General features: G+C 66.3%; 18 protein-coding genes and 1 pseudogene. 7 read left to right on the forward strand and 12 right to left on the reverse strand.

What is annotated here, in order from left to right:
• Nucleotides 1–27 precede the first annotated feature (27 nt).
• The 4 genes from ACFOPI_RS13790 (at nucleotide 28) to ACFOPI_RS13805 (ending at nucleotide 2,249) form a co-directional block, all read left to right on the forward strand.
• Entirely contained in the window at nucleotides 28–441 is a 414-nt protein-coding gene (locus tag ACFOPI_RS13790; RefSeq protein ID WP_382174701.1) for a hypothetical protein, read from the forward strand.
• A gap of 120 nt (nucleotides 442–561) precedes the next feature.
• Nucleotides 562–1,119 carry a hypothetical protein gene (locus ACFOPI_RS13795; RefSeq protein ID WP_382174703.1) on the forward strand — a complete coding sequence of 186 codons (558 nt, stop codon included), beginning with the start codon at nucleotides 562–564 and terminating at the stop codon, nucleotides 1,117–1,119.
• 241 nt (nucleotides 1,120–1,360) lie between these two features.
• Nucleotides 1,361–1,591: a hypothetical protein gene (locus tag ACFOPI_RS13800; protein WP_382174705.1), complete on the forward strand. Its 231-nt coding sequence runs from the start codon at nucleotides 1,361–1,363 to the stop codon at nucleotides 1,589–1,591.
• A 274-nt stretch (nucleotides 1,592–1,865) separates the two neighbouring features.
• Entirely contained in the window at nucleotides 1,866–2,249 is a 384-nt protein-coding gene (locus ACFOPI_RS13805; RefSeq protein ID WP_382174706.1) for a hypothetical protein, read from the forward strand.
• Nucleotides 2,250–2,276: 27 nt separating this feature from the next.
• Here the strand turns inward: ACFOPI_RS13805 and ACFOPI_RS13810 are convergent, their stop codons facing one another.
• From ACFOPI_RS13810 to ACFOPI_RS13855, 10 genes and pseudogenes are all read right to left on the reverse strand, one after another.
• The gene (locus ACFOPI_RS13810) at nucleotides 2,277–2,858 is read right to left on the reverse strand and encodes a nitroreductase family protein (RefSeq protein WP_382174708.1); all 582 of its coding nucleotides are present in this window, start codon (nucleotides 2,856–2,858) and stop codon (nucleotides 2,277–2,279) included.
• Nucleotides 2,855–3,526, reverse strand: coding sequence for a carbonic anhydrase (locus tag ACFOPI_RS13815; protein ID WP_382174710.1), 672 nt, complete (start codon nucleotides 3,524–3,526; stop codon nucleotides 2,855–2,857). Before ACFOPI_RS13815 ends, ACFOPI_RS13810 begins: the two co-directional genes overlap by 4 nt.
• A gap of 21 nt (nucleotides 3,527–3,547) precedes the next feature.
• Nucleotides 3,548–4,381 (reverse strand): peptidylprolyl isomerase, encoded by an 834-nt coding sequence (locus ACFOPI_RS13820; RefSeq protein ID WP_382174712.1) that lies wholly within the window; start codon nucleotides 4,379–4,381, stop codon nucleotides 3,548–3,550.
• A 20-nt stretch (nucleotides 4,382–4,401) separates the two neighbouring features.
• Nucleotides 4,402–5,127, reverse strand: a complete 726-nt coding sequence (gene narI / locus ACFOPI_RS13825; RefSeq protein ID WP_382174714.1) for a respiratory nitrate reductase subunit gamma — start codon at nucleotides 5,125–5,127, stop codon at nucleotides 4,402–4,404.
• A complete protein-coding gene (gene narJ / locus ACFOPI_RS13830) occupies nucleotides 5,124–5,804 on the reverse strand; it encodes a nitrate reductase molybdenum cofactor assembly chaperone (RefSeq protein ID WP_382174716.1) in 681 nt (226 codons plus the stop codon). The genes narI and narJ overlap by 4 nt, the downstream gene beginning before the upstream one ends.
• A gap of 11 nt (nucleotides 5,805–5,815) precedes the next feature.
• Entirely contained in the window at nucleotides 5,816–7,348 is a 1,533-nt protein-coding gene (gene narH, locus ACFOPI_RS13835; protein WP_382174718.1) for a nitrate reductase subunit beta, read from the reverse strand.
• 19 nt (nucleotides 7,349–7,367) lie between these two features.
• A complete protein-coding gene (locus ACFOPI_RS13840) occupies nucleotides 7,368–11,162 on the reverse strand; it encodes a nitrate reductase subunit alpha (protein WP_382174720.1) in 3,795 nt (1,264 codons plus the stop codon).
• A gap of 33 nt (nucleotides 11,163–11,195) precedes the next feature.
• Nucleotides 11,196–14,246, reverse strand: a pseudogene (locus tag ACFOPI_RS13845) (nitrate/nitrite transporter).
• Between the two features lie 71 nt (nucleotides 14,247–14,317).
• The gene (locus ACFOPI_RS13850; protein WP_382174721.1) at nucleotides 14,318–15,028 is read right to left on the reverse strand and encodes a response regulator; all 711 of its coding nucleotides are present in this window, start codon (nucleotides 15,026–15,028) and stop codon (nucleotides 14,318–14,320) included.
• Entirely contained in the window at nucleotides 15,025–16,950 is a 1,926-nt protein-coding gene (locus ACFOPI_RS13855) for a type IV pili methyl-accepting chemotaxis transducer N-terminal domain-containing protein (RefSeq protein WP_382174723.1), read from the reverse strand. Before ACFOPI_RS13855 ends, ACFOPI_RS13850 begins: the two co-directional genes overlap by 4 nt.
• Before the next feature lie 120 nt (nucleotides 16,951–17,070).
• On the opposite strand from ACFOPI_RS13855, the gene fdxA reads away from it, so the two are divergent.
• From fdxA to ytfE, 3 genes are all read left to right on the forward strand, one after another.
• Nucleotides 17,071–17,421 carry a ferredoxin FdxA gene (gene fdxA / locus ACFOPI_RS13860; protein WP_382174725.1) on the forward strand — a complete coding sequence of 117 codons (351 nt, stop codon included), beginning with the start codon at nucleotides 17,071–17,073 and terminating at the stop codon, nucleotides 17,419–17,421.
• Nucleotides 17,418–18,845, forward strand: a complete 1,428-nt coding sequence (ccoG, locus tag ACFOPI_RS13865) for a cytochrome c oxidase accessory protein CcoG (protein ID WP_382174726.1) — start codon at nucleotides 17,418–17,420, stop codon at nucleotides 18,843–18,845. The genes fdxA and ccoG overlap by 4 nt, the downstream gene beginning before the upstream one ends.
• A gap of 114 nt (nucleotides 18,846–18,959) precedes the next feature.
• Entirely contained in the window at nucleotides 18,960–19,628 is a 669-nt protein-coding gene (gene ytfE / locus ACFOPI_RS13870; RefSeq protein ID WP_382174728.1) for an iron-sulfur cluster repair protein YtfE, read from the forward strand.
• 14 nt (nucleotides 19,629–19,642) lie between these two features.
• Here the strand turns inward: ytfE and ACFOPI_RS13875 are convergent, their stop codons facing one another.
• Together ACFOPI_RS13875 and ACFOPI_RS13880 are read right to left on the reverse strand one after the other, a co-directional pair.
• Entirely contained in the window at nucleotides 19,643–20,731 is a 1,089-nt protein-coding gene (locus ACFOPI_RS13875) for an ABC transporter substrate-binding protein (protein ID WP_382174730.1), read from the reverse strand.
• A gap of 71 nt (nucleotides 20,732–20,802) precedes the next feature.
• Nucleotides 20,803–22,296: a carotenoid oxygenase family protein gene (locus ACFOPI_RS13880; protein WP_382174731.1), complete on the reverse strand. Its 1,494-nt coding sequence runs from the start codon at nucleotides 22,294–22,296 to the stop codon at nucleotides 20,803–20,805.
• Between the last annotated feature and the right edge of the window lie 28 nt (nucleotides 22,297–22,324).

Here is a 22,324-nt window from a genome sequence, read left to right on the forward strand (position 1 = left end):
CCACTGATCATTGCTACGCTAGCCGCCATGTCCCTGCAGCGTAGCGTTGCCCAGCAGAATGAATCCACCCTCGCGAAGATTCAGCAAGTGGCAGCCTTGCTGTCGTCAGGCAGCGCGTTGGTCAGCTGGCTACCAGGTCTCCTTGGCCAGCAAGGTCTGAACTGCAACGATGGCCTGCTGGTTGCGCTTGACTCCGTGACCGAGCAGGACGGGGAACAGTTCTTTGGTACGTGGCTCACTCGTGAGAGAGAGTTCTGGGAGTTCGCCATCGTTGTCTCTAGGGAGAGTGGCGCAATCCTGGAAATCGAGCACTTTCGCAACGTCACTCGATCCACCGTCGTGTCGTCCCATGTGCCCGGAACTGGCAAGTCGTTTGGCTACCTCGCTCTGCAAGCCATTGGTGGAGCGCATGGCGGCTCCGAAGAAACCCCAGACAACTGATTGATAGAGGAGCGGTGAGTTGATGAGAATGAGCGCTTTCCGTCATTACCCCCTGCTTCCATTCCCCGCAGATGTGCCTATCACCCGAGACAGGGAAGTCCCCTTAATTCGGTAGACCTCATGGAATCAATGATGTTGGCGTCGGTCATGCTCCACCCTGGAGCCCTTGCGATCCTTGCGCTCGCCATCTTCGGGGCCGTGTGTCTTGGCGCCAAGGAGACTGAGCCCTATCAGCGACTGAGCCGCGGTCGCCTGTTCGCTGGCTTTCTTTCGGTGTTTGCGGTCTCACTCGCGGTGGCCGGTGCGGGCTCTTACGTATCACCCGAAGTCGCTCTTAGGTTTGGGGTTGCACCGGAGAACTACTGGTCGGCCATCTGGCGAGAGTTCGCCACGCTTTCTGTTCTCCTCAGCTACCTTTCTCTTCTGGGCTGCGCAGCGTTTGGGGTGCCGATCGTCACGCTGCTGGCGAAGCGGCGCTCGGCAACCGTCCCACTGGTCGTTGCGGCATCCGTGCCCGTCTCGCTTGGTGTTGTCGGCATGCTGGTTCTGTTGAGCACAGCGCCCACAGCTCGCATCGCCAAGGGTGCTGCTCTCATGGTAGGCCTGCATGCAGTCATGGCGGTTGGCTTCTCAATGGGCGTCCGTCTTCCTTGGCGCCGACCGCGAAAAGAAGCTTGACCCTTCACACATTCACTCCGCCTCGAAAGGATGCGCCGGGACTGCCTCCGAATCGGAAGAACTTGCGCCACAGCGTGAAGTGAGAGCAATCAGGTTGGCCACGGCGGTCGATCCATCCCGTTCAGGCCGCAAAGTGCCACAGGCCGTCGACTCGTTGGCGCTCAACGGGCCAGCGTCAAGCAAGATTCCAACTACCCTCACATGATTAGCCCTCGTGTCCTCCTGCATCATCCCAACCCCCATGAAGCGTCTGCCCTCTCTTTGCCACATGTCCGCCCATTGGTTGTGGGCGCTTGGTCTATGCGTGGGCCTCGCCGGTTGCGGGCCCGACACGGTGGGGGCGGCGGCCACCGCTGCCAAGCTGCAGGCCGACAGCGCAGAACGCGCCCAGGCGCAGGCGGCCCAACTCAAACAGGACCTTGAAGCCGCCGTCAAGGCGAGAGAGGCATCGACCGCGGCGGCTGATCGTTAGGCGGCATTCGCATGCCATCTCGCGACGCCATCCGCCTGCTTGCCTGGGCCGTGCTTTGTGCGCCCATTGCGATCGCAGTCACGGTTCTCGTCTGGCCATTTTGGGGCTGGTTCGAGTCTGTCATCGGGGTCGAGGCACTGGGTCACTCGGGGCCCGCTGCCTGGTGCTACCTGGCCGTGTACGCGGCGCTCCTCGGCCTGCTGTTGGTCCTGCGCCGTCGCTTGGCTCAGCGCGCCTCCAGCTAGCCAATCCCTTTCATTCTCCACGCGGCACCATGGCACACCTCCCGCATTCAATTGAGCTGCATGACTCCACGTTGGCTTCTGTGCTGGTGAAAGAAAACACGGCAATCGTTCAGCTGCGACCCGCGTACATCCATCGCTCGGGCAAGGGCTGGACTCAGGACGCAGACATTCTGATAGGGGACGCCCAGGTGGATCTCGCTGGAGCCGAGCTCCCCGCTGACTTGGCGAACGGTCGAGTGGAATCGGAGGGAGGGCCGTATCACAACCTGTTGGAACTTCCCATGAAAGCGCCAGGCCCGGTTTCCCTCACTCTGGAGCTCATGTTCTCGGAACAAGTCATCCGAGTCTCGGGCAATGGCGCCGAAGTCGTCCTGCGCGGCGAGCCAACCTATGTGGAGGAAGTCTCCCTATAGGTTCCATGCAGCCGCGTATCCGGCATCTCACGTCTCCGGTGCCCCCAGCACCCCCGTGAACTCCTCCGCCCCCGGCCGCGCCCGCCCCTGCGGTGCCCGCGTCGGCGTGCCCAGGCTCACGAAGCAGACCGCATGCTCCCCCGGACCCAGACCGAACAGTTCGCGCACCGCCCGGGACTTCAAGCCCTTGCCCGAGGTCAACGCCGAGCCATAGCCCTGCGCGGTGGCCATCAGCAGCAGGTTCTGCACCGCGCAGCCGGCCGAGAGGGTGCGCTCCAGCACGTCCACCTCGGGGTCGCCGCGGTCGTCGTCCACCACCAGCAGCAAGAGCTCGGGCGCGCGGGCGGCCTTCTCGCGTGCCTGCGCCTGCTGTTCGGCGGTGGCGCCGGAGTCGCGTTCGATCAGGGCCTGCGCCAGCGCGTCGCCCAGCCGCCCGCGCTGGTCTTTCGGGATGCGCACGAAGCGCCAGGGCAGCAGCTGGTTGTGGTCGGGCGCGGTGGCGGCGGCGGCCAGGCACTGGCGCAGCTGCTCTTCCGACGGCCCGGGTTCGACCAGGCGCTTGGGCAGCGTGGTGCGCCGGGTCTGCATCAGCTCCAGCAGCGGACTCATTCGATCACCTGTCCGTCGTGTTCCACGTAGGGCAGGTAGGGGCCGGTGCCGCTGTGGTCGGATTCCGAGGCGGGCACGAAGGCGCCACTGGCCGCGTCGAACACGTGCACCTCGCCCTGTTCGATCACGTAGTGCCAGCCGTGCAGCGTGAGGTGGCCGGCCTCGACGGCGCGGCGCACCATGGGGTAGTCCATCAGGCGCATCAGCTGCAGCACCACGGCGCGCTGTTCGGTGCGGCACAGCGCCTCGGGGCTGGGCTGGACAGGTAGAAGCGCCTCGTCGGCCAGCCGCAGCCAGGCCTTGAGGGCCACAGCTTCGTCGGGCGCGCCTTCGTAGGCGGTGCGGATGGCACCGCAGTGGCTGTGGCCGCAGACGATGATGCGTTCGACCTTGAGGCCGAGCACCGCGAACTCGATCGCCGCCATCGTTCCATGAAGCCCGTGCGACTGGTCATACGGTGGCACGAAGGCGCCCACGTTGCGCACCAGGAACAGCTCGCCGGGTGCGGCCCCGGTCAGCAGGTAGGGCACCAGGCGCGAGTCGCTGCAGCCGATGAACAGGGTCTTGGGGTGTTGGCCCTGTGCCACCAGGTCCTGGAAGCGCTGCTGGTGGCGCGGGAAGTAGTCCTCGTGGAAGTCGCGCAGGCGCAGCAGGAGGTCGTCGGGCATGGCGGTCTCCGGCTCAGCGCCTCACTGCACCAGGGGCGAGTCCGCGCCTTCGAGTTCGATGCCCTCGACCTTGGCCTGCCCCACCAGCAGCCGCATGTACTGGCGCAGTGCGGTGGCGCGCGACTGGTGCTGCAGGCGCTGGCGGATCGAGGCCTGGACTTCTTCGTAGGGCGGCAGCGTGCCCTTCTTGCGGCTGATCACCTCGATGATGTGCAGGCCGAAGCGCGTGTGCACCAGGCGCGGGTGCACGCCCATGCCCCAGCGCGAGTCCGTCTGGAAGAACAGTTCGTTGGCCAGCTCGGGCGCGCAGTCTTCGGGCGTGACCCAGCCCAGGTCGCCGCCTTCGGCGCTGGACGGGCAGTTGGACAGCTCGGCCGCCAGCTGCTCGAAGCGGCCGGGCGGCGCGTCCTTGCGGATCAGTTCCAGCAGGGCGGCCTCAGCGCGCTGGGTGAGCGCATGCACGTTCACGCCCGGCGTCACGGCGAACAGGATGTGCCGCACGTGCAGCGCCTGGCCGACGATCAGGCGACCCTTGTTCGCTTCGTAGTAGCGGCGGCACTCCTCGTCGGTCGGTTGCGGCGATGTGACTTCGTCGTCGGTCATGGCCTCGATCACGTGGCGCTCGGCCTCGTCGAGCTGGGGCGCCACCAGGCCATTGAAGCGCGGCAGCAGGCCCAGGTGCACGGCGCGCTGGCGCAGCAGCTCGGTGTAGGCGCGCTCGCGCAGGGTCTCGCCGTCCAGTGCCTCGCCGGGTTCGTGCAGGGCGATACCGTTGATGCTGGCGGGCACGATCTGCATCTGGCCCGAGCAGGCGCAGTGCGCGCTGCCGCAGCCGTGGGAGGTGCTGTCGCTCATGGTGATTCCTTGCTGCATGTTCAGCGACCCCGCTGGCTCAGGGGCTGCCGGGGCGTCATGCCGACGCGGCGGCTGCGCACCACCTGGTAGGGGCGCGTGATGTAGGCCAGCGTGCCGATGCCGCTCCACACGTGCACCAGGCGGGTGAACGGGAAGACCAGGAAGATGCTCATGCCCAGGAACATGTGGGCCTTGAACACCCAGCTGGCGTCGGCGATCAGCTCGGCCGCGCCACCGCGGAAGGTGACGATGCGCTGCGCCCACTCGGCCAGCAGCATCATCATGCCGCCGTCCAGGTGCTGGGCCGACAGCGGGATGGTGGCCAGGCCCAGCGCGAACTGCGCCCACAGCAGCCACAGCAGCACGATGTCGCTGGTCTTGCTGGTGGCGCGGATGCGCGCGTCGCTCAGGCGCCGGTGCAGCAGGATGCTGACGCCGACGAAACCGAACAGGCCGAACAGGCCGCCCGAGACCATGGCCATGAGCTGCTTGGCGCCCGCGGTCATGAAAGGCTCGTACACCGCGTGCGGCGTGAGCATGCCCACGGTGTGGCCGAAGAACAGGAACAGGATGCCGACGTGGAACAGGTTGCTGCCCCAGCGCAGCTGGCCCTTGCGCAGCAACTGCGAGGAATCGCTCTTCCAGCTGTACTGGTCGCGGTCGAAGCGGATCAGGCTGCCCAGCAGGAAGATGGTGAGCGCGATGTACGGATAGATGCCGAAGACGAAGTGGTGGAAGCCGTTCATGCTGCGACTCCTTGAGAAGGTGTGGTGTTCTTGCGGACGATGTGGATGGGCTGCGCCTGGTCGGGCCGGTTCTGGCCGCGGGTGGCGCAGCCGTCGAAGGCCTCGGGCTCGGCCCAGGCTTCGTCCAGCGCCTCGTCGGCCTTGAACGGCACGGCCTGGGCCTTCTGGCCGGCCAGTTCCAGCACGGCGGCCACGACGGCGGCGTAGGGGCTCTCGCGCTTGAGCAGGGCGCTGAAGATGGCGTTGAGGATGTGGGCCATCTCGCCGAGGAAGGCCTTGGCCAGCGCGGGCGGCTGGGTGGAGGCGAACTCCAGCACCACGCCCAGGTGGTCGGGCAGCTCCTCGGGGGCCAGATACAGGCCGGCCTTCTCGTAGGTCTGCACCAGGTCGATCATGGCCGGGCCACGGTCGCGCGAGTCGCCGTGCACATGCTCGAACAGATGCAGCGAGGTGACGCGGCCGCGGTCGAAGGTCTCGACGTAGCGGGCCTCCACCTCCAGCGGGTCCAGCCGCACCAGCTCGGCGGCCAGGGATCGCAGCTCGGCGCGGCGCGCAGCGGGCACCGCAGCCTCTTCGTCGATGGCGGCGATCAGCGGGGCGAGCTCGCTGCGCAACTGCGCGTCGGGATAGGACAGCAGGCGCGCCAGCGCGCGCAGGGAATAGCGGGTGTTCTTCATGGCGTTTCCTTTCAGACCACCGACTGGATCGGGATGGTGCGGCGTTTGTCGCCGCCGAACAGGCTGGTTTCCGAGGCACCGTCCGAGCAGCCGTTGCCGAACGAGAAGCCGCAGCCGCCGCGCAGGTCGAAGGCGTTTTCGGCGTACTCGCGGTGCGAGCTGGGAATGACGAAACGGTCTTCGTAGTTGGCAATCGCCATGATCTGGTACATCTCTTCGACCTCGGCGCGGGTCAGGCCGACCTGCTCCAGCACCTTGAGGTTCTCCACGCCGTCCACGTGCTTGCCGCGCTGGAACGAGCGCATGGCCAGCATGCGTTCGAGCGCACGCACCACCGGACCGGTGTCGCCCGCTGTCAGCAGGTTGGCCAGGTACTGCAGCGGAATGCGCATCTGGCTGAAGTCGGGCAGCTCGCCGTGGGCGCCGATGTGGCCGGCGTTGGCGGCGGCGGAAATCGGCGAGAGCGGCGGCACGTACCAGACCATGGGCAGGGTGCGGTACTCGGGGTGCAGCGGTAGCGCGATCTTCCAGTCGATGGCCATCTTGTAGACCGGGCTCTTGCGCGCGCCTTCGAGCCAACTCTCGGGGATGCCGTCGGCACGGGCCTGCTCGATCACGGCCGGGTCGTTGGGGTCGAGGAAGAGGTCGAGCTGGGCCTGGTAGAGGTCCTTCTCGTCAGGCACGCTGGCGGCCTCGGCGATGCGGTCGGCGTCGTACAGCACCACGCCGAGATACCGGATGCGGCCCACGCAGGTCTCGCTGCACACGGTGGGCTGGCCGGCCTCGATGCGCGGGTAGCAGAAGATGCACTTCTCGGCCTTGCCGGTCTGCCAGTTGTAGTAGATCTTCTTGTAGGGGCAGCCGCTGACACACATGCGCCAGCCACGGCATTTGTCCTGGTCGATCAGCACGATGCCGTCGTCCTCGCGCTTGTAGATCGAGCCCGAGGGGCAGGACGCCACGCACGCCGGGTTCAGGCAGTGCTCGCACAGGCGCGGCAGGTACATCATGAAGGTGTTCTCAAACTGGCCGACCATGTCCTTCTGGACCTGGTCGAAGTTCGCGAGGTTGGCGTCCGCGCTGCGCTTGCTGAACTCGCCGCCCAGGATCTCTTCCCAGTTCGGGCCCCACTCGATCTTCTCCATGCGCTGGCCGGTGATCAGGCTGCGCGGGCGGGCGGTGGGCGCGGCCTTCACTTCGGGCGCCGACTGCAGGTGGTCGTAGTCGAAGGTGAAGGGCTCGTAGTAGTCGTCGATCTGCGGCAGGTTGGGGTTGCTGAAGACTTTCATCAGCAACGACCACTTGCCACCCTGCTTGGGCACGATGGAACCGTCGGCCTTGCGGACCCAGCCACCGTTCCACTTGTCCTGGTTCTCCCACTCCTTGGGGTAACCGATGCCGGGCTTGGTCTCGACGTTGTTGAACCAGGCGTATTCCACGCCGGGGCGGCTGGTCCAGACGTTCTTGCAGGTGACCGAACAGGTGTGGCAACCGATGCACTTGTCCAGGTTCAGCACCATCGCGATTTGGGCACGTACTTTCATCTTTGTTCTCCTGTGCTGATCAAGCCTGGACCGTGTCCTTGCCCTCACCGTCGAGCCAGTCGATCTTGCGCATCTTGCGCACGATGACGAACTCGTCGCGGTTGGTGCCGATGGTTCCGTAGTAGTTGAAGCCGTAGCTGAACTGCGCGTAGCCGCCGATCATGTGGGTCGGTTTGGTCACGATGCGGGTGACCGAGTTGTGGATGCCGCCGCGGGTGTTGGTGATCTCGGAACCAGGGGTGTTGATGATCTTTTCCTGCGCGTGGTACATGAGCACCATGCCCGGGTTCACGCGCTGGCTGACCACCGCGCGCGCCGCGATGGCGCCGTTGGTGTTGAACAGCTCGACCCAGTCGTTGTCGGCGATGCCGGCGCTCCTGGCGTCGTCCTCGCTGAGCCAGATCACCGGACCGCCACGGTTGAGCGTGAGCATGTGCAGGTTGTCGCTGTACGTGCTGTGGATGCCCCACTTCTGGTGCGGCGTGATGAAGTTGAGGCTGATCTCCTTGTTGCCGTTGGGACGGCGGTCGATCATGTCGCCCACGGTCTTGAGGTCCACCGGCGGGCGGTAGCTGGAGAGACCTTCACCGAAGGCGAGCATCCAGGGGTGGTCCAGGTAGAACTGCTGGCGGCCGGTGAGGGTGCGCCATGGGATCAGTTCGTGCACGTTGGTGTAACCGGCGTTGTACGAGACCTTCTCGGACTCCAGACCGGACCAGGTGGGCGAGGAGATGATCTTGCGCGGCTGGGCCTGGATGTCGCGGAAGCGGATCTTCTCGTCCTCGCGGTGCAGGGCCAGGTGGGTGTGGTCGCGGCCGGTGATCTTGCTCAGGGCTTCCCAGGCTTTCACGGCCACGTGGCCGTTGGTCTCGGGCGCGAGCTGCAGCACCACCTCGCAGGCGTCGATGTCGCTGTCGATCTTCGCCATGCCCTTGGTCACGCCTTCGGTGTGCACCTGGCCGTTGAGCTCCTTGAGCTGGCCGACCTCGGTCTGCGTGTTCCAGGCGATGCCCTTGCCGCCGTTGCCGACCTTGTCCATCAGTGGGCCGAGAGCGGTGAAGCGGGCGTAGGTGTTGGGATAGTCGCGCTCGACCACCGTGATCTGTGGCGCGGTCTTGCCCGGGATCAGGTCGCACTCGCCCTTCTTCCACTCCTTCACCTCGAAGGGCTGGGCCAGTTCGGCCGGGCTGTCGTGCATCAACGGCGTGAGCATGAGCTCCTTCTCCACGCCCAGGTGGCCGACGCAGACCTCGCTGTAGGCCTTGGCGAAGCCTTTGTAGATCTCCCAGTCGCTCTTCGATTGCCAGGCCGGGTCCACCGCGGTGGACAGCGGGTGGATGAAGGGGTGCATGTCGCTGGTGTTGAGGTCGTTCTTCTCGTACCACGTCGCCGTGGGCAGCACGACGTCCGAATACAGGCAGGTCGTGCTCATGCGGAAGTCCAGCGTGACCACCAGGTCCAGCTTGCCTTCGGGCGCCTTGTCGTGCCACTTGACTTCGGTGGGCTTGGCTTCGTCGGCGCCCAGGTCCTTGCCCTGCACGCCGTGGGTGGTGCCCAGCAGGTGCTTGAGGAAGTACTCGTGGCCCTTGCCGCTGGAGCCCAGGATGTTGGAGCGCCACACGAACAGGTTGCGCGGCCAGTTCAGCGGGTTGTCCGGGTCTTCGCAGCTCATGCGCAGCGAGCCGCCCTTCAGCGCCTTGACCGCGTAGTCCTTGGGGTCCATGCCGGCGGCGGTGGCGTCCCTGACAACCTGCATCGGGTTGGTCTGCAGCTGCGGTGCGCTGGGCAGCCAGCCCATGCGCTCGGCGCGCACGTTGTAGTCGATCAGGCTGCCGCCGAACTTGGATTTGTCGGCCAGCGGCGAGAGGATCTCGTCCACGCCCAGCTTCTCGTAACGCCACTGGTCGGTGTGGGCGTAGAAGAAGCTGGTGGAGTTCATCTGGCGCGGCGGGCGCACCCAGTCGAGCGCGAAGGCCAGCGCGGTCCAGCCGGTCTGGGGGCGGAGTTTTTCCTGGCCCACGTAGTGCGCCCAGCCGCCACCGCTCTGGCCGATGCAGCCGCACATCATCAGCATGTTGATGATGCCGCGGTAGTTCATGTCGCTGTGGTACCAGTGGTTCATGGCCGCGCCGATGATGACCATGGACTTGCCCTTGGTCTTGTCGGCGTTGTCGGCGAACTGGCGCGCCACGGCGATCACCTGGTCGCGCTTGACGCCGGTGATCTTTTCCTGCCAGGCCGGCGTGTAGGGCACGTCCTGGTCGTAGCTGGTGGCACCGGTGTCGCCCGGCAGGCCACGGTTCACGCCGTAGTTGGCGACCGTCAGGTCGAACACGGTGGCGACCAGGGCGTAGCGCTCTTCACCGGCCTTGCCGAGCTTGACGCGGCGCACCGGCACCTGGCGCACCAGCACGTCGTCGATGGCGCTGGCCTGCTTGTTGGCGGTGAAGTTGGGGGTGTCGATGCCACCGAAGTACGGGAAGGCCACCGAGCCCACCTCGTACTCGCTGCCCTCACCTTCCATCAGGCTGAGCTTGAGCTTGACGTGCTCGTCGCCGCGCGCTTCCTTGTCTTCCAGGTTCCACTTGCCCGCGTCGGCGCGGCCTTCGGCGCCCCAGCGGAAGCCGATGGAGCCGTTGGGCAGCACGATCTTGTCGTCCTGGTCGATGGCGACCGTCTTCCACTCGGGGTTGTTGGCCTGACCGAGCTTGCCGTTGAAGTCGCTGGCGCGCAGGTAGCGGCCGGGCACCACCACCTGGCGACCGTCGGGCAGGGTGCGCTCTTCGAGCTGCACCAGATTCGGCATGTCGGTGTAGCGGCGCACGTAGTCGTCGAAGTACGACGAGCGCTTGTCGAAGTAGAACTCCTTGAGGATCACGTGGCCCATGGCCATGGCGATCGCCGCGTCGGTGCCCTGCTTGGGGTGCATCCACAGGTCGCAGAGCTTGCTGATCTCGGCGTAGTCGGGCGTGATCGCCACGGTCTTCGCGCCCTTGTAGCGCACCTCGGTGAAGAAGTGGGCATCGGGCGTGCGGGTCTGGGGCACGTTGGAGCCCCAGGCGATGATGTAGGTCGAGTTGTACCAGTCGGCCGATTCGGGCACGTCGGTCTGTTCGCCCCAGACCTGCGGGCTGGCCGGCGGCAGGTCGCAGTACCAGTCGTAGAAGCTCATGCACACGCCGCCGATGAGCGAGAGGTAGCGCGAGCCGGCGGCGTAGCTGACCATGGACATGGCCGGGATGGGCGAGAAGCCGATCACGCGGTCGGGGCCGTACTTCTTGGCGGTGTAGACGTTGGCCGCGGCCACCAGCTGGTTCACCTCGTCCCAGGTGCTGCGCACCATGCCGCCCAGGCCACGCTGCTGCTGCCACTGGCGGCGTGCCTCCTGGTTCTCGACGATGGCGGCCCAGGCGTCGACCGGGCTCCTGGCCACGGCCAGCGCGGCGCGCCAGTGCTGCAGCAGCTTGCCGCGCACCATGGGGTACTTCACGCGGTTGGCGCTGTACAGGTACCAGCTGTAAGAGGCGCCACGGGCGCAGCCGCGCGGCTCGTGGTTGGGCAGGTCGGCGCGGGTGCGCGGGTAGTCGGTCTGCTGGGTTTCCCAGGTGACGATGCCGCCCTTGACGTAGATCTTCCACGAGCAGGAACCCGTGCAGTTCACGCCGTGGGTGGAGCGCACGATCTTGTCGTGGGCCCAGCGGTCGCGGTAGGCGTCTTCCCAGGTGCGGTCTTCGCCGGTGGTGATGCCGTGCGCGCCGGAAAAGCTTTCAGTGGGGGCCGAGAAGTGGCTCAGGCGGTCGAGGAAATGACTCATCGTGGGGTCTCCGAAAAACGTGTCTGGGGGCGCTCAGGGGTTGCGGATCTCGGCGCCCTTGCGCAGGTAGAACCACCAGTTCAGCACCAGGCACAGGGCGTAGAAGACGGCGAAGCCGTAGAAGGCCAGCTGCGGGGTGCCGGCCTTGATGTACTGGCCGATCAGCACCGGCGCGATGAAGGCGCCGTAGGCGGCGACCGCCGAGGTCCAGCCCAGCACGGGGCCGGCCTGGGCGCGGTCGAAGATCACGCCGATGGTGCGGAAGGTGGAGCCGTTGCCGATGCCGCTGGCGAAGAACAGCACCATGAACAGGCCCAGGAACATCGGGAAGTACTGCTCGGGCGTGGCCGAGCCGTAGGCCTGCATCATCACGTAGCCCACGGCCACGGCGGCAGCGGCCATCACCGCGGTGATCACCTGGGTCACGATGGAGCCGCCGATCTTGTCGCTGATCCAGCCGCCGATGGGGCGCACGGCGGCACCGACGAAGGGGCCGATCCAGGCGTAGGTCAGGGCCGAGGGTGCGTTGGGGTTCTTCAGCGTGTGCTGCATGACGCCGGCGGCGTCGGGGATGTGCTGGAAGCCGAAGATCACGGTGATGGCCAGCGGCAGCGCCATCGAGAAGCCGATGAAGGAGCCGAAGGTGACGATGTAGAGCGCAGTCAGCGACCAGGTGTGCTTGTTGCCAAAGATGGCGAACTGCTTCTTCACGCCTTCCTTCATCTCGCCGAAGGCGGCCAGACGCATCACGGCCAGCGCCATCACGATGTCCAGCGGAATCGCGACCCACATGCTCAGCACACCCAGGCCGGTGGGCTTGGGCAGGTAGAGCCAGAGCATGAACACCGTGGGCACGAAGGCCAGGGTGTAGAGGTAGGTGATCTTGGCGAACGCGGTGAGCGCGTTGCCGGTGTTGGGCGAGACCGTCTTGAGGTTGTTCATGCCGAACCAGCACAGCGCGCCCAGCGGCACCAGCGAGAAGACCCAGGCGAAGCCGGCGTTCTGGATCCAGGTCGGCGTGCCCGCAGCGATCTTGCCCAGGATCCAGCCGCTGTCCTTCACCAGCGTCATCGGCTCACCGCCGAAGGCGCCGAGCAGCGGCAGCGTCATCACCAGCGGGATCACGATCTGCATCGTGGTCACGCCGAAGTTTCCCAGACCGGCGTTCAGGCCCAGCGCCGTGCCCTGCAGGCGCTTGGGGAAGAAGGTGCTGATGTTGGACATCGAGCTGGCGAAGTTGCCGCCGCCCACGCCGGACCACAGCGCCATGAGCTGGAAAGACCACAGCGGCCACTCGGGGTGCTGCAGCACGATGCCGGTGCCGATGGCCGGGGCCAGCAGCATCGATGTGGTCAGGAAGATGGTGTTGCGTCCACCGGCCAGGCGGATCAGGAACGAGGCCGGGATGCGCATGGTGGCGCCGGAGATGCCCGCGATGGCTGTCAGCGTGAACAGCTCGGCCTGGGTGAAGGGGAAACCCAGGTTGAGCATCTGCACGGTGATGATCCCCCACATGCCCCAGACCGCGAAGCCGCACAGCAGGGCGGGAATCGAGATCCAGAGGTTGCGGTAGGCGATGCGGCTGCCGGTGGTGGCCCAGAAGCGCTCGTCTTCTGGACGCCAGTCCTGCACATCGGCGCCCGTGGACGCACTGGAGGTGGCGATGGATTTGGTGTGGGTGTTCATGGGGATGACCCGAGGTGATCAGTTCTGCAGGGAGAAGGACTTGGCGTTGGCGCCCATGACCTCGGTCTGGCGGACCTCGGTCCAGTACATCCAGATCAGCGAGACCCAGACCACGCCGTACATCAACATGAAGGCGCTGGAACGGATGCCGGTGAGGTCCATCAGCACGCCGAACAGGATGGGCAGGACGAAGCCGCCCAGGCCGCCGGCCAGGCCGACGATGCCGCTGATGGCACCGATGTTCTTGGGGTAGTCGTCGCTGATGTACTTGAAGACGCTGGCCTTGCCGAAGGCCCAGGCCACACCCAGGATGGCCATCAGCGTGGTGAAGGTGTAGACGTTCAGGCCGATGTGGAAGGTGGTCGGACCGTTGACGGTCTGCACCGTGAAGTCGGTCTGCGGGTAGCTCAGCAGAAACAGGCAGATCCAGCTCACCCACATCACCCACCAGGTGACCTTGTGCGCACCGTACTTGTCGGAGAGCACACCACCGATGGCGCGCAGCACGCCGCCGGGCAGCGAGAAGCAGGCGGCCAGCAGCGCGGCCACGCGGATGTCCAGGCCGTATTCGCCCACGTAGTACTGCACCATCCACAGCGCCAGCGCCACGTAGCCGCCGAACACGATGCTGTAGTACTGGCAGTACTTGAGCACCTTGGGGTCCTTCAGCGCCTGGAGCTGGTCGCTGAACTTGACGTTGCTGGGCACCAGGTGCGCCGGGTCGCTGTGGCTGAACAGCCAGAACAGCACCACGGTGCCGAGCATGATGGCGGCGTACACCTGCGGCACCATGGTCCAGCCGAAGGCCACCAGCAGCACCGGCGCGACGAACTTGTTGACCGCCGAGCCGGAGTTGCCGGCCCCGTACACGCCCATGGCCATGCCCTGGCGGCTCTTGGGGAACCAGCGCGCGACATAGGGCGTGCCGACCGAGAAGGAACCACCGGCCAGGCCCACGAACAGGCCGATGACCAGGAAGTGCCAGTACTCGGTGGCGTAGCTCATCAACCAGATCGCCGGCACGGTGATCGCCATCAGGATGGTCATCACGATGCGGCCGCCGTAACGGTCGGTCCAGATGCCCAGGGGCACGCGGATCAGCGAGCCGGTGAGCACCGGCGTGGCGGTGAGCAGACCGAATTCGGTCGCGTTCAGGTTCAGCATCTTCTTGATCGGGATGCCGATCACGCCGAACATCATCCAGACCATGAAGCAGACCGTGAACGCCAGCGTGCTGACGATCAGGACCGACCAGGCCTTTCTTTCATTTCTCAGTTCAGATGCCATGTTTTCTCTCCGAAAGACATGGCATGAATGTCCTTTTTCGGAGCAGGGCTGAACATCCGCCGGAGGCACACGCGGCCAAGGCAGAAGGACGATGCGGCCACACGGCGGCATCGTCCGGAAGAACTACTTCCTTTGGTTTTTCAGGCGGGTTTGCGCTGGATCAAGCCCGGAATCGGCCTGTGTCAGGCCAGGCCCTGGCTGGTCGCGAACACCGCGGCCTGCACGCGCGAGGAGAGGCCCAGCTTGCGCAGGATGTGCTGCACGTGGATCTTCACCGTGGTCTCGGCAATGTCCAGTTCGCGCGCGATCAGCTTGTTGGAATCACCGCGCGCGATCAGCAAGAGGATTTCGCGCTCGCGCGGTGACAGCAGGTCGGCACCGGAGGCGGCCTCGCGCGGCGCCTCCAGCGGCACCGGCGCACTGACCGGTGCCATCACGGGCCCTGCCGTGGACGCCGCTGAAGGCCGCGAGCGGAACACCGCCACCAGCTTGGTCATCATCTCGGGGCTGATGACCGACTCCCCGTCCAGCACCTTGACGATGGTTTCGCACAGCTGGTCGGACTCCACCGTCTTGAGCAGGTAGCCGTCGGCACCGGCCTGCAGGGCGGCGGCCAGGTCGTTCTCGTCCTCGCTCACGGTGAGCATCAACACGCGCGCCTCGGGAGCGGCTTCCTTCAGCGCGGGGATGGCGTCCACCCCGCGCACGCCGGGCAGGTGGTTGTCCAGCAGGATCACCTGCGGCGGCCGGCGCTGCAGGCAACGCAGGGCTTCGCCCACGTCGCCGGCTTCGGCGGTGACGGTGAAGCGCTCGTCCTGCTCCAGCAGCGCCTTGAGGCCGCGGCGGAACAGGGTGTGGTCGTCGACCAGCAGCAGCTCGATGGAAGAGGTCATGGGGTGGTCAGTACGGATTCGGAGAAGTCCAGGCCCGCCGTGCCTGCGCCGACGGCGGTCACGGGGTTTCTGGGCAGCGTGAGTGTGACGGCGGTGCCCTGGTTGTGGAGGGATTCGATCAGCACCGTGGCGCCGATGCGTGCGGCCCGCTCGCGCATGATCTTGATGCCGACGTGGGTCTCGCCGTGCTGCTGCGCCGTGTCGAAGCCGCTGCCGTTGTCCCGTACCACGAAGCGCCATTGCTCGCCCTTGTGCACATCCAGACTCACATGGCTGGCATCGGCGTGCTTGCGCACGTTGGACAGCGCCTCCTGCACCACGTGCAGCACCTGCACCTGCACATCGGCCGGCAGCGGCAGGCCCTCGCCATCGATCTGCAGTCGCGTGGGCAGACCGGTCTGGTGCTGGAACTTCTGCAGGGTCTCCTGCAGCGCGGCCTCGATGTCGACGTTGTTGGTGCGGGTGCGGAAGTGCACCAGCAGCTCGCGCACGTCGTTGATGCTTTCCTTCAGACCCGCGTCCAGTTCGTCCAGCGTGGACTGCACCTTCTCGGGCTGCTGCTTCTGCACCGCACCGCGCAGCAGTCCGGTCTGGATCTTGAGGAAGGCCAGCGACTGGGCGATGGAGTCGTGCAGCTCGCGCGCCAGCAAGGCCCGCTCCTCGCCCACCGCGGCCTCGCGCTCCAGCGCTGCGGCGCGCAGGCCTTCGAGCGCGCTGGCCAGGTGGCTGGCCAGCGCGTCCAGCAGCTCGGTCTCGTCGGCGTTGAGATGCACCTCGCTGCGGAAGAACAGGTCGATCTCCCCGATCAGCCGCTGCTGCAGGCGCACCGGCACGCTCACCAGGTTCTGGTAGCCCACCTTCGCACAGTGCCGCATGGGCGCGGCCTCGTGGCTGTGGATGGGGATGACGCGGGTGCGCGCATCGGGCTGCAGGCTGCCGCAAGCACAGGCGCCCGCGATCAGGCTGCGCTCTTCGGCCTGCATTTCCTGCGGGAAGCAGTCGGAAGCCAGCATCAGATAGCGCTGGTTGGCCTCGTCGGACCAGCGCACCGCCACCGCATCGGCTTTCATGACCGTGCGCACGCGCTGCGAGAAGCCCTTGGACAGCTCTTCGATGGTGTTGGCCTTGGCCAGGAAGGCGCTGACCTCGTAGAGCGACTCCAGCCGCGCGCGCTGCGCCTCGATGCGCTGCGTCTTGGCCTGGACCTTGGCCTCCAGCCCCTGGTAGAGCGACTGGAGCGTCGCGGCCATGCGGTTGAAGCCGGCAGCGACCTGGCCGAACTCGTCCTGCGTGTCCACATCGATGCGGGTGCCGAACTGCCCGCCCTCCACCTGCGCCAGCCCGCGCCGCAGGTGCGCCAGCGGGTTGATCACATAGAGGTAGCCGGTGTAGAGCATGACCACCGCGCCGGCGATGGCCAGTGCCATCATGGCGAACTGGAACAGGTTGAGCAGCGCGGTGAAGCCGGCGAGCTGGTGCTCGATGGCCAGCACCAGCCGGTCGATGGCCATGACGAACTCGTCGGCCGAGCGCAGCAGCACCGGGTCGCCCGGCTGCAGCGGCGAGGTCCAGAGAGCGCGCTGGACCTGCCAGAGCCGCTCCACCGCGGCGAACTCGCGCGTCACGTCCGGGTCCCAGGGCACGAACAGCGGACGGGCCGGGTCACCCTCGCGCAGCACACCCAGGCTCTGGTCGAACTGCTGCACCAGCGCCTGCACCTCCGCGGGCGGCCGCTGGGCCTGCACCGCGCTGGTCAGGCGCCAGGTCTGCATGCGCATGCGGCCGGCCTCGTTGACCGCGGCCGCGCCGCCCTCCAGCTGCCAGGTCACCCACAGCGTCAGCCCGATGGACGCCAGGGCCAGCACCAGCAGCGCCGCACCGATGCGGATCAGTTTGGTGGAGAGCGAGGCGTTGTGGGTCATGGGTTCAGCAGGTCGCAAGAAGGCCAGGGCACTGTACCTGTTCGGGCCCCGGCGGCATCAGGGGCATGGGGCTCGATCATAAAAACATTCATAGAATGTGAACCTTTAAAGCGATTCACCATGACCCACGTCGTCACCGAGGCCTGCATCCGGTGCCGCTACACGGACTGCGTCGATGTCTGCCCGACCGACGCCTTCCGTGCCGGCCGGAACATGCTGGTCATCAGCCCCGACGACTGCATCGACTGCGCCGTCTGCGTGCCCGAGTGCCCGGTGGAGGCCATTTTCTTCGACGCCGACGTGCCGTCAAGCCAGCAGCGCTTCATCCCCATCAACGCCGAACTCAGCGAGCGCTGGCCTGTCATCACCCGCAGCGTGGCGCCGCTGCCCGACGCCGACGACTGGGCCTGCGTGCAGGACAAGGCCGACGAGCTGGACCAGCGCGCGCCCGACCCCACGAACACCTCATGAGCACCACACCATCCGCAGCCAACGCGCACCCCGGCGGTTCGCTGTACGAGAGCCGCATCAAGATCTACCCGCGCTCGGTCACCGGCGTGTTCGCTCGCTGGCGCTGGGTCATGGTATGGGTGACGCAGCTCTTCTTCTACGGCATGCCCTGGCTGCAGTGGAACGGGCGCCAGGCCCTGCTGTTCGACCTGGAGCAGCGCCGCTTCTACGTGCTGGGCCTGGTGCTGCAGCCACAGGACTTCATCTACCTGGCCGCCCTGCTGGTGATCAGCGCGCTGGCGCTGTTCTTCTTCACCGCCATCGCCGGGCGCCTGTGGTGCGGCTACAGCTGCCCGCAGACGGTCTACACCGAGATGTTCCTGTGGATCGAGCGCAAGACCGAGGGCGACCGCTCGGCCCGCATGCGCTTGGACGCCCAGCCCTGGTCGCTGCACAAGCTCTCGCGCAAAGGCGCCAAGCAGGCCGGCTGGATCGGCCTGGCGCTGCTCACCGGCTTCACCTTCGTCGGCTTCTTCCACCCCATCCGCGAACTGGCCCCTGCCCTGCTGTACCCGGCACAGGCGCCCTGGCTGTGGTTCTGGGTGCTGTTCTATGCCGCCGCCACCTACGGCAACGCCGGCTACCTGCGCGAGCAGATGTGCAAGTACATGTGCCCTTACGCCCGCTTCCAGAGCGCGCTGATCGACATGGACTCGCTGGTCATCGCCTACGACAGCGCGCGCGGCGAAAGCCGCGGCCCGCGCTCGCGCAAGGCCGAAGAGCGCCCCGCCGGCCTGGGCGACTGCGTCGACTGCACGCTGTGCGTGCAGGTCTGTCCCACCGGCATCGACATCCGCAACGGCCTGCAGAACGAGTGCATCGCCTGCGCGGCCTGCATCGACGTGTGCGACGACGTGATGGACAAGATGGGTTACCCGCAAGGCCTGATCCGCTACACCACCGGCAACGCGGTGGCCCGGGGCTGGAGCGCGCGCCAGATGCTGCGCCGGGTCTGGCGCCCGCGCGTGCTGATCTACGGCACCCTGCTCGCCGGCCTCACCGGGGCCTGGCTCTGGAGCCTGGCCCACCGCAGCGACGTCGCCGCCGTGCTGATCAAGGACCGTGGGGCGCTGGCCCGCATGGTGGACCGCGGCGCGATCGAGAACACCTACCGCCTGCAGGTGACCAACAGCCAGGAGCGGGTGCGCCGCTTCCGGCTGGCGGTGGAGGGCGCGCCCGGCCTGCGCATCGACTCGGCCACGACGCTTTCGGTGGAGGCCGCCGCCAGCGCCTCGGTGCCGCTGCGCCTGGTGCTGCCGGCCGAGGCGGCGCAACCACACGCGGGCCAGACACTGCACGCCACGGTGTCGGTGATCCCCGAGGGGGCGGACGACGGGGACGGACCGCCGGTGCGCGTCGACGCCGCCTTCATCGTTCCGCGCTGAAGCAGGCCCGGGCTCGTTCTTCCGGAAGCCCGGACTCGTCCGAAGGAAATATGCAGCCGTGAGGCGTTTTATGGCTCAATACATGCATCTACTATGAACATTTAAAGGACACCCATGAGTACCCTCACCACCGACCACCCCATCGAGCAGCAGGCCATCGGCCAGATCGCCGTCGACCTGCCCGGCGCCACCGCCATCTTCCGCCGACTCAAGCTGGACTTCTGCTGCGGCGGCCAGATCAGCCTGGACGAGGCTTGCGAGCGCAAGGGCCTGGACACCATCCGTGTGGTGGCCGAGCTGGCGGGTTTGCAGCGCAACGACACCGCGCCGGAGTCGCCGGACGCCGCGGCGCTGATCGACCACATCCTCACCCGCTACCACGCGGTGCACCGCGAACAGTTGCCCGAGCTGGTGCGCATGGCCCGCCGCGTCGAGGCGGTGCACCGCGACCACCCCGACGCCCCGCACGGTCTGGCCGAGCACCTGGAGCTGATGGAGGTCGAGCTGCTGGAGCACATGGAGAAGGAAGAGCAGGTGCTGTTCCCGGCCATCGAGGACGGCGGTGCCGGACTGGAAGGCCCGATCACCGTGATGCGCGACGAGCACACCGGCCATGGTGAACACCTGGAACGGCTGGCCGCGCTGACCCACGACCACACCCCGCCCCAGGGCGCCTGCAACACCTGGCGCGCGCTCTACGCCGGCACGGCGCAGCTGACCAACGACCTGATCAGCCACATCCACCTGGAGAACAACGTGCTGTTCACGCGCTACGGCGCCTGAGCAAAGTCTGTTGTTCAGTAGATGAGCCGCCCCCGCGCGTCGACCACACCGATGTCCACGTACGGGCTACCCGCGTTGCTCCGGCTGAAGTCCACCCGGAAGCCGCCCAAGTCCAGCGGGCTCATCCGGCGCAGGGCTGCTTCCATGGCGGCGGACTGGGCTCCACCCTGAGCACGGCGCAGGCTCTCGACCGCCACGCGCGCACTCAGGTACCCCTCCAGATGAAAGGATGAATACGCCGCGATGGCGGGGGCGGAAGCCCGCATGGCGGCTTGAAATTCGCGGTGCAGCGGCATGGTTCTGCCCATGGGGTTCGGGTAGGTCTGTGCGATCGCCACACCCCGAGCCGCGTCTGATCCACCCATCTGCGTGAGCAGCGCGGGCGGCAGGTAAGACAAGGCGTAGAGATGTCGCCGCATGCCCGCTTTTCTCAGCGCGGTCACTGCTCTGGCCATGTTCGGTGGCGAACCGATGACCAGTGCCGCCTCGGTGTCGCTGTCTGAAATGCGCTGCGCGAGCTTCGCGAGTTCATCCGGGTTCTCGGGGGTCTCGTGCAGGGTCAGCGCCAGGCTCCCAGTGTCGCTCCTGCTTGCATGCGCACCCTTCACGTCGGCCTCGCCTGCCCGCAAGTCCTGCACCAGCACCGTCATGCGGCGCACACCGATGGAGGCTGCTTGGCGCAGAACGATTTCAATCTGCTGCCGATCACTGGCTCGCAGGTGAAACAGCCGTGAATGACCCGGTGAACGAAAGGGTGTGGCCCCTGGCACGGCGTTCACCACCACCATGTCGCTGCGATCCAGAAGCTGGTCCTCCAGCAAGGCTCTCAGGGCGCCAAGCCCCAGCGGAGAAAGCAGCGCCACCGCTCCTTGAGCCTGCGCCTGGGCAAACTGCTGCGAAAACACCGCCCGGTCGTAGCGGTCATCCAGCGTCAACAGTTCCAGCTTGCGCCCACCCACGCCCCCCTGTGCGTTCGCCTGAGCGAGATAGGCCTGCATGCCAGCGTTGAGGTCCCGCGCATCGTTGGCCGCGGGGCCGGTGAACGGACCGATGTGCGCCAGCCTGATGGCCTGCGCGAGAGCGGCCGACGGCAGCGAGGTCATCACCGCCAGTACCAGCCACCAGAGGTGAAGCGTTCTCCGACCCACGCTGAACATCGCGGCCCCTTGAGCGTTCACCAGCCCAGCGCCTGCGCGCCGACCCAGATGCCGTGGAAACCTTCGTGCACACGGTAAGGGAACTTCACCACGGCGACCGGACCGCGGTCCAGGTGCAGCGCATCCAGGATCACCAGGTCGGTGCGGTTCTCCGCGCGCCGCCCCACCATGGTGAGGATCCAGCCGTCGCCTTCCGCGGCATCGGGACCACGGGGAACAAAGTGGGGTTCCTCCGGCGCAGAGTCGGGGCCGGCATACCAGAAGTTCAGCTTGTTGGCCGCTTCGTCGAAATGCCCCACGCAGGTGAACGGTGGGCCTTTCGGTCCCCACGGCAGCATGGGGCCGATCGCCGGGTTGTTGGTGCCGAACCAGAAGTGGTTCGCGCGCTTCATCGCGTAGCGCGGATCAATCGCCGGCATCTCGCCGATCTGGTTGATCAGGCGCTGCATGCGGAATTCAGGTGAAGCGCTGTCGAGGTCGAAGGACCAGCGCTCACCGAACGGCGGCTTCTCACGTGCATTGGGATCGCGTATGTCGGGAAACTGGCTGAGCCAGCCCGATTCGGTGATGAACTGGTCCAGATGCAGCGTCGTCCCCGCCTCGGTCTGCTCTTCCCACGCATTGAAGGTGTGGGTCTGCTGGGCGACTTTGGGGCAGGTGTACCAGCGGATGGCCTTGACACCCTCCTTGCGAGGGATGATCGCCACGTGCGTCTTCAAGTGGCTGTCCCAATGCCAGTACGGCTCGCCTTTCTTCACCCGTTCCCAGTCACAGGTCATGGGGCATACCAGGAAGGCGATGTAGTTGCGCGAGACCAGGCAGTCGTGGACCATGGAGCTGTAGGGTGCCTGGAAAGTCTCGTGGGAGGTGATCTCGCCGCTCGGGGAGATCACGTACAGCTCGATGTCACGGGTGGGCTGCCCCGGCGCGTTGTAGGCAAAGGCGATGCACTCGCCCGTTTCCGGATCGAGCTTGGGGTGGGCGGTGAAGGTGCGGTTGAGCTTGCCACCGAAGTTGCGCTCGCCCAGCGTCTCCAGGGTGTTCGGGTCCAGCTCGTACGGCAGACCGGACTCCTTGAGCGCGTAGAGCTTGCCGTGGTGCCACAGCACCGAGGTGTTGGCGGTGTTGTTGTCTTCACCCGCCACTTCGGCAAGGTCGGTGAAAGGGTTGCGGTAGGCGCCGAACAGCGCGCGTCGGGCCTTGCGCTCCAGCTCGAACTTGCGTGTGCGGACGTAGCGGGTCTTCAGGTCGGCGTGCCCGTTCTCGAAACGCACCATGTGGACCATGCCGTCACCGTTGAGGAAGATGTCCTTGCCCAGCAGCGGCGGGTAGGCGTGGTCGGCGCTGTTGCGGTAGAAGGCGCCATTGAGTTCGTTCGGAATCTGCCCTTCGACCTCCAGATCGTGCACCTCGCCTTCCACGCGCGAGGGCGCCGCGTAACCGCGGAACACGATGTCGTCCGGGAACCTCAGGCCCGTCGCTGTCGCAAAAGGAATTGTCATGTCGTTCATGCTGTTCAACCTGTATGGAATGGATGTG

It is taken from the genome of Hydrogenophaga luteola (genome assembly GCF_042648585.1).
GTDB lineage: Bacteria > Pseudomonadota > Gammaproteobacteria > Burkholderiales > Burkholderiaceae_C > Hydrogenophaga > Hydrogenophaga luteola.

What these genes read in the sequence shown, in the direction of transcription:
- ACFOPI_RS13855 (WP_382174723.1), bottom strand. Translation starts at nt 16,950, where the DNA reads ATGACCCACAACGCCTCGCTCTCCACCAAACTGATCCGCATCGGTGCG.
- fdxA (WP_382174725.1), top strand. Translation starts at nt 17,071, where the DNA reads ATGACCCACGTCGTCACCGAGGCCTGCATCCGGTGCCGCTACACGGAC.
- ACFOPI_RS13790 (WP_382174701.1), top strand. Translation starts at nt 28, where the DNA reads ATGTCCCTGCAGCGTAGCGTTGCCCAGCAGAATGAATCCACCCTCGCG.
- ACFOPI_RS13800 (WP_382174705.1), top strand. Translation starts at nt 1,361, where the DNA reads ATGAAGCGTCTGCCCTCTCTTTGCCACATGTCCGCCCATTGGTTGTGG.
- ACFOPI_RS13875 (WP_382174730.1), bottom strand. Translation starts at nt 20,731, where the DNA reads ATGACCTCGCTGCCGTCGGCCGCTCTCGCGCAGGCCATCAGGCTGGCG.
- ACFOPI_RS13815 (WP_382174710.1), bottom strand. Translation starts at nt 3,526, where the DNA reads ATGCCCGACGACCTCCTGCTGCGCCTGCGCGACTTCCACGAGGACTAC.
- ACFOPI_RS13805 (WP_382174706.1), top strand. Translation starts at nt 1,866, where the DNA reads ATGGCACACCTCCCGCATTCAATTGAGCTGCATGACTCCACGTTGGCT.
- narJ (WP_382174716.1), bottom strand. Translation starts at nt 5,804, where the DNA reads ATGAAGAACACCCGCTATTCCCTGCGCGCGCTGGCGCGCCTGCTGTCC.
- ACFOPI_RS13880 (WP_382174731.1), bottom strand. Translation starts at nt 22,296, where the DNA reads ATGAACGACATGACAATTCCTTTTGCGACAGCGACGGGCCTGAGGTTC.
- ACFOPI_RS13820 (WP_382174712.1), bottom strand. Translation starts at nt 4,381, where the DNA reads ATGAGCGACAGCACCTCCCACGGCTGCGGCAGCGCGCACTGCGCCTGC.
- ACFOPI_RS13840 (WP_382174720.1), bottom strand. Translation starts at nt 11,162, where the DNA reads ATGAGTCATTTCCTCGACCGCCTGAGCCACTTCTCGGCCCCCACTGAA.
- ytfE (WP_382174728.1), top strand. Translation starts at nt 18,960, where the DNA reads ATGAGTACCCTCACCACCGACCACCCCATCGAGCAGCAGGCCATCGGC.
- narI (WP_382174714.1), bottom strand. Translation starts at nt 5,127, where the DNA reads ATGAACGGCTTCCACCACTTCGTCTTCGGCATCTATCCGTACATCGCG.
- ACFOPI_RS13795 (WP_382174703.1), top strand. Translation starts at nt 562, where the DNA reads ATGGAATCAATGATGTTGGCGTCGGTCATGCTCCACCCTGGAGCCCTT.
- ccoG (WP_382174726.1), top strand. Translation starts at nt 17,418, where the DNA reads ATGAGCACCACACCATCCGCAGCCAACGCGCACCCCGGCGGTTCGCTG.
- ACFOPI_RS13810 (WP_382174708.1), bottom strand. Translation starts at nt 2,858, where the DNA reads ATGAGTCCGCTGCTGGAGCTGATGCAGACCCGGCGCACCACGCTGCCC.
- ACFOPI_RS13850 (WP_382174721.1), bottom strand. Translation starts at nt 15,028, where the DNA reads ATGACCTCTTCCATCGAGCTGCTGCTGGTCGACGACCACACCCTGTTC.
- narH (WP_382174718.1), bottom strand. Translation starts at nt 7,348, where the DNA reads ATGAAAGTACGTGCCCAAATCGCGATGGTGCTGAACCTGGACAAGTGC.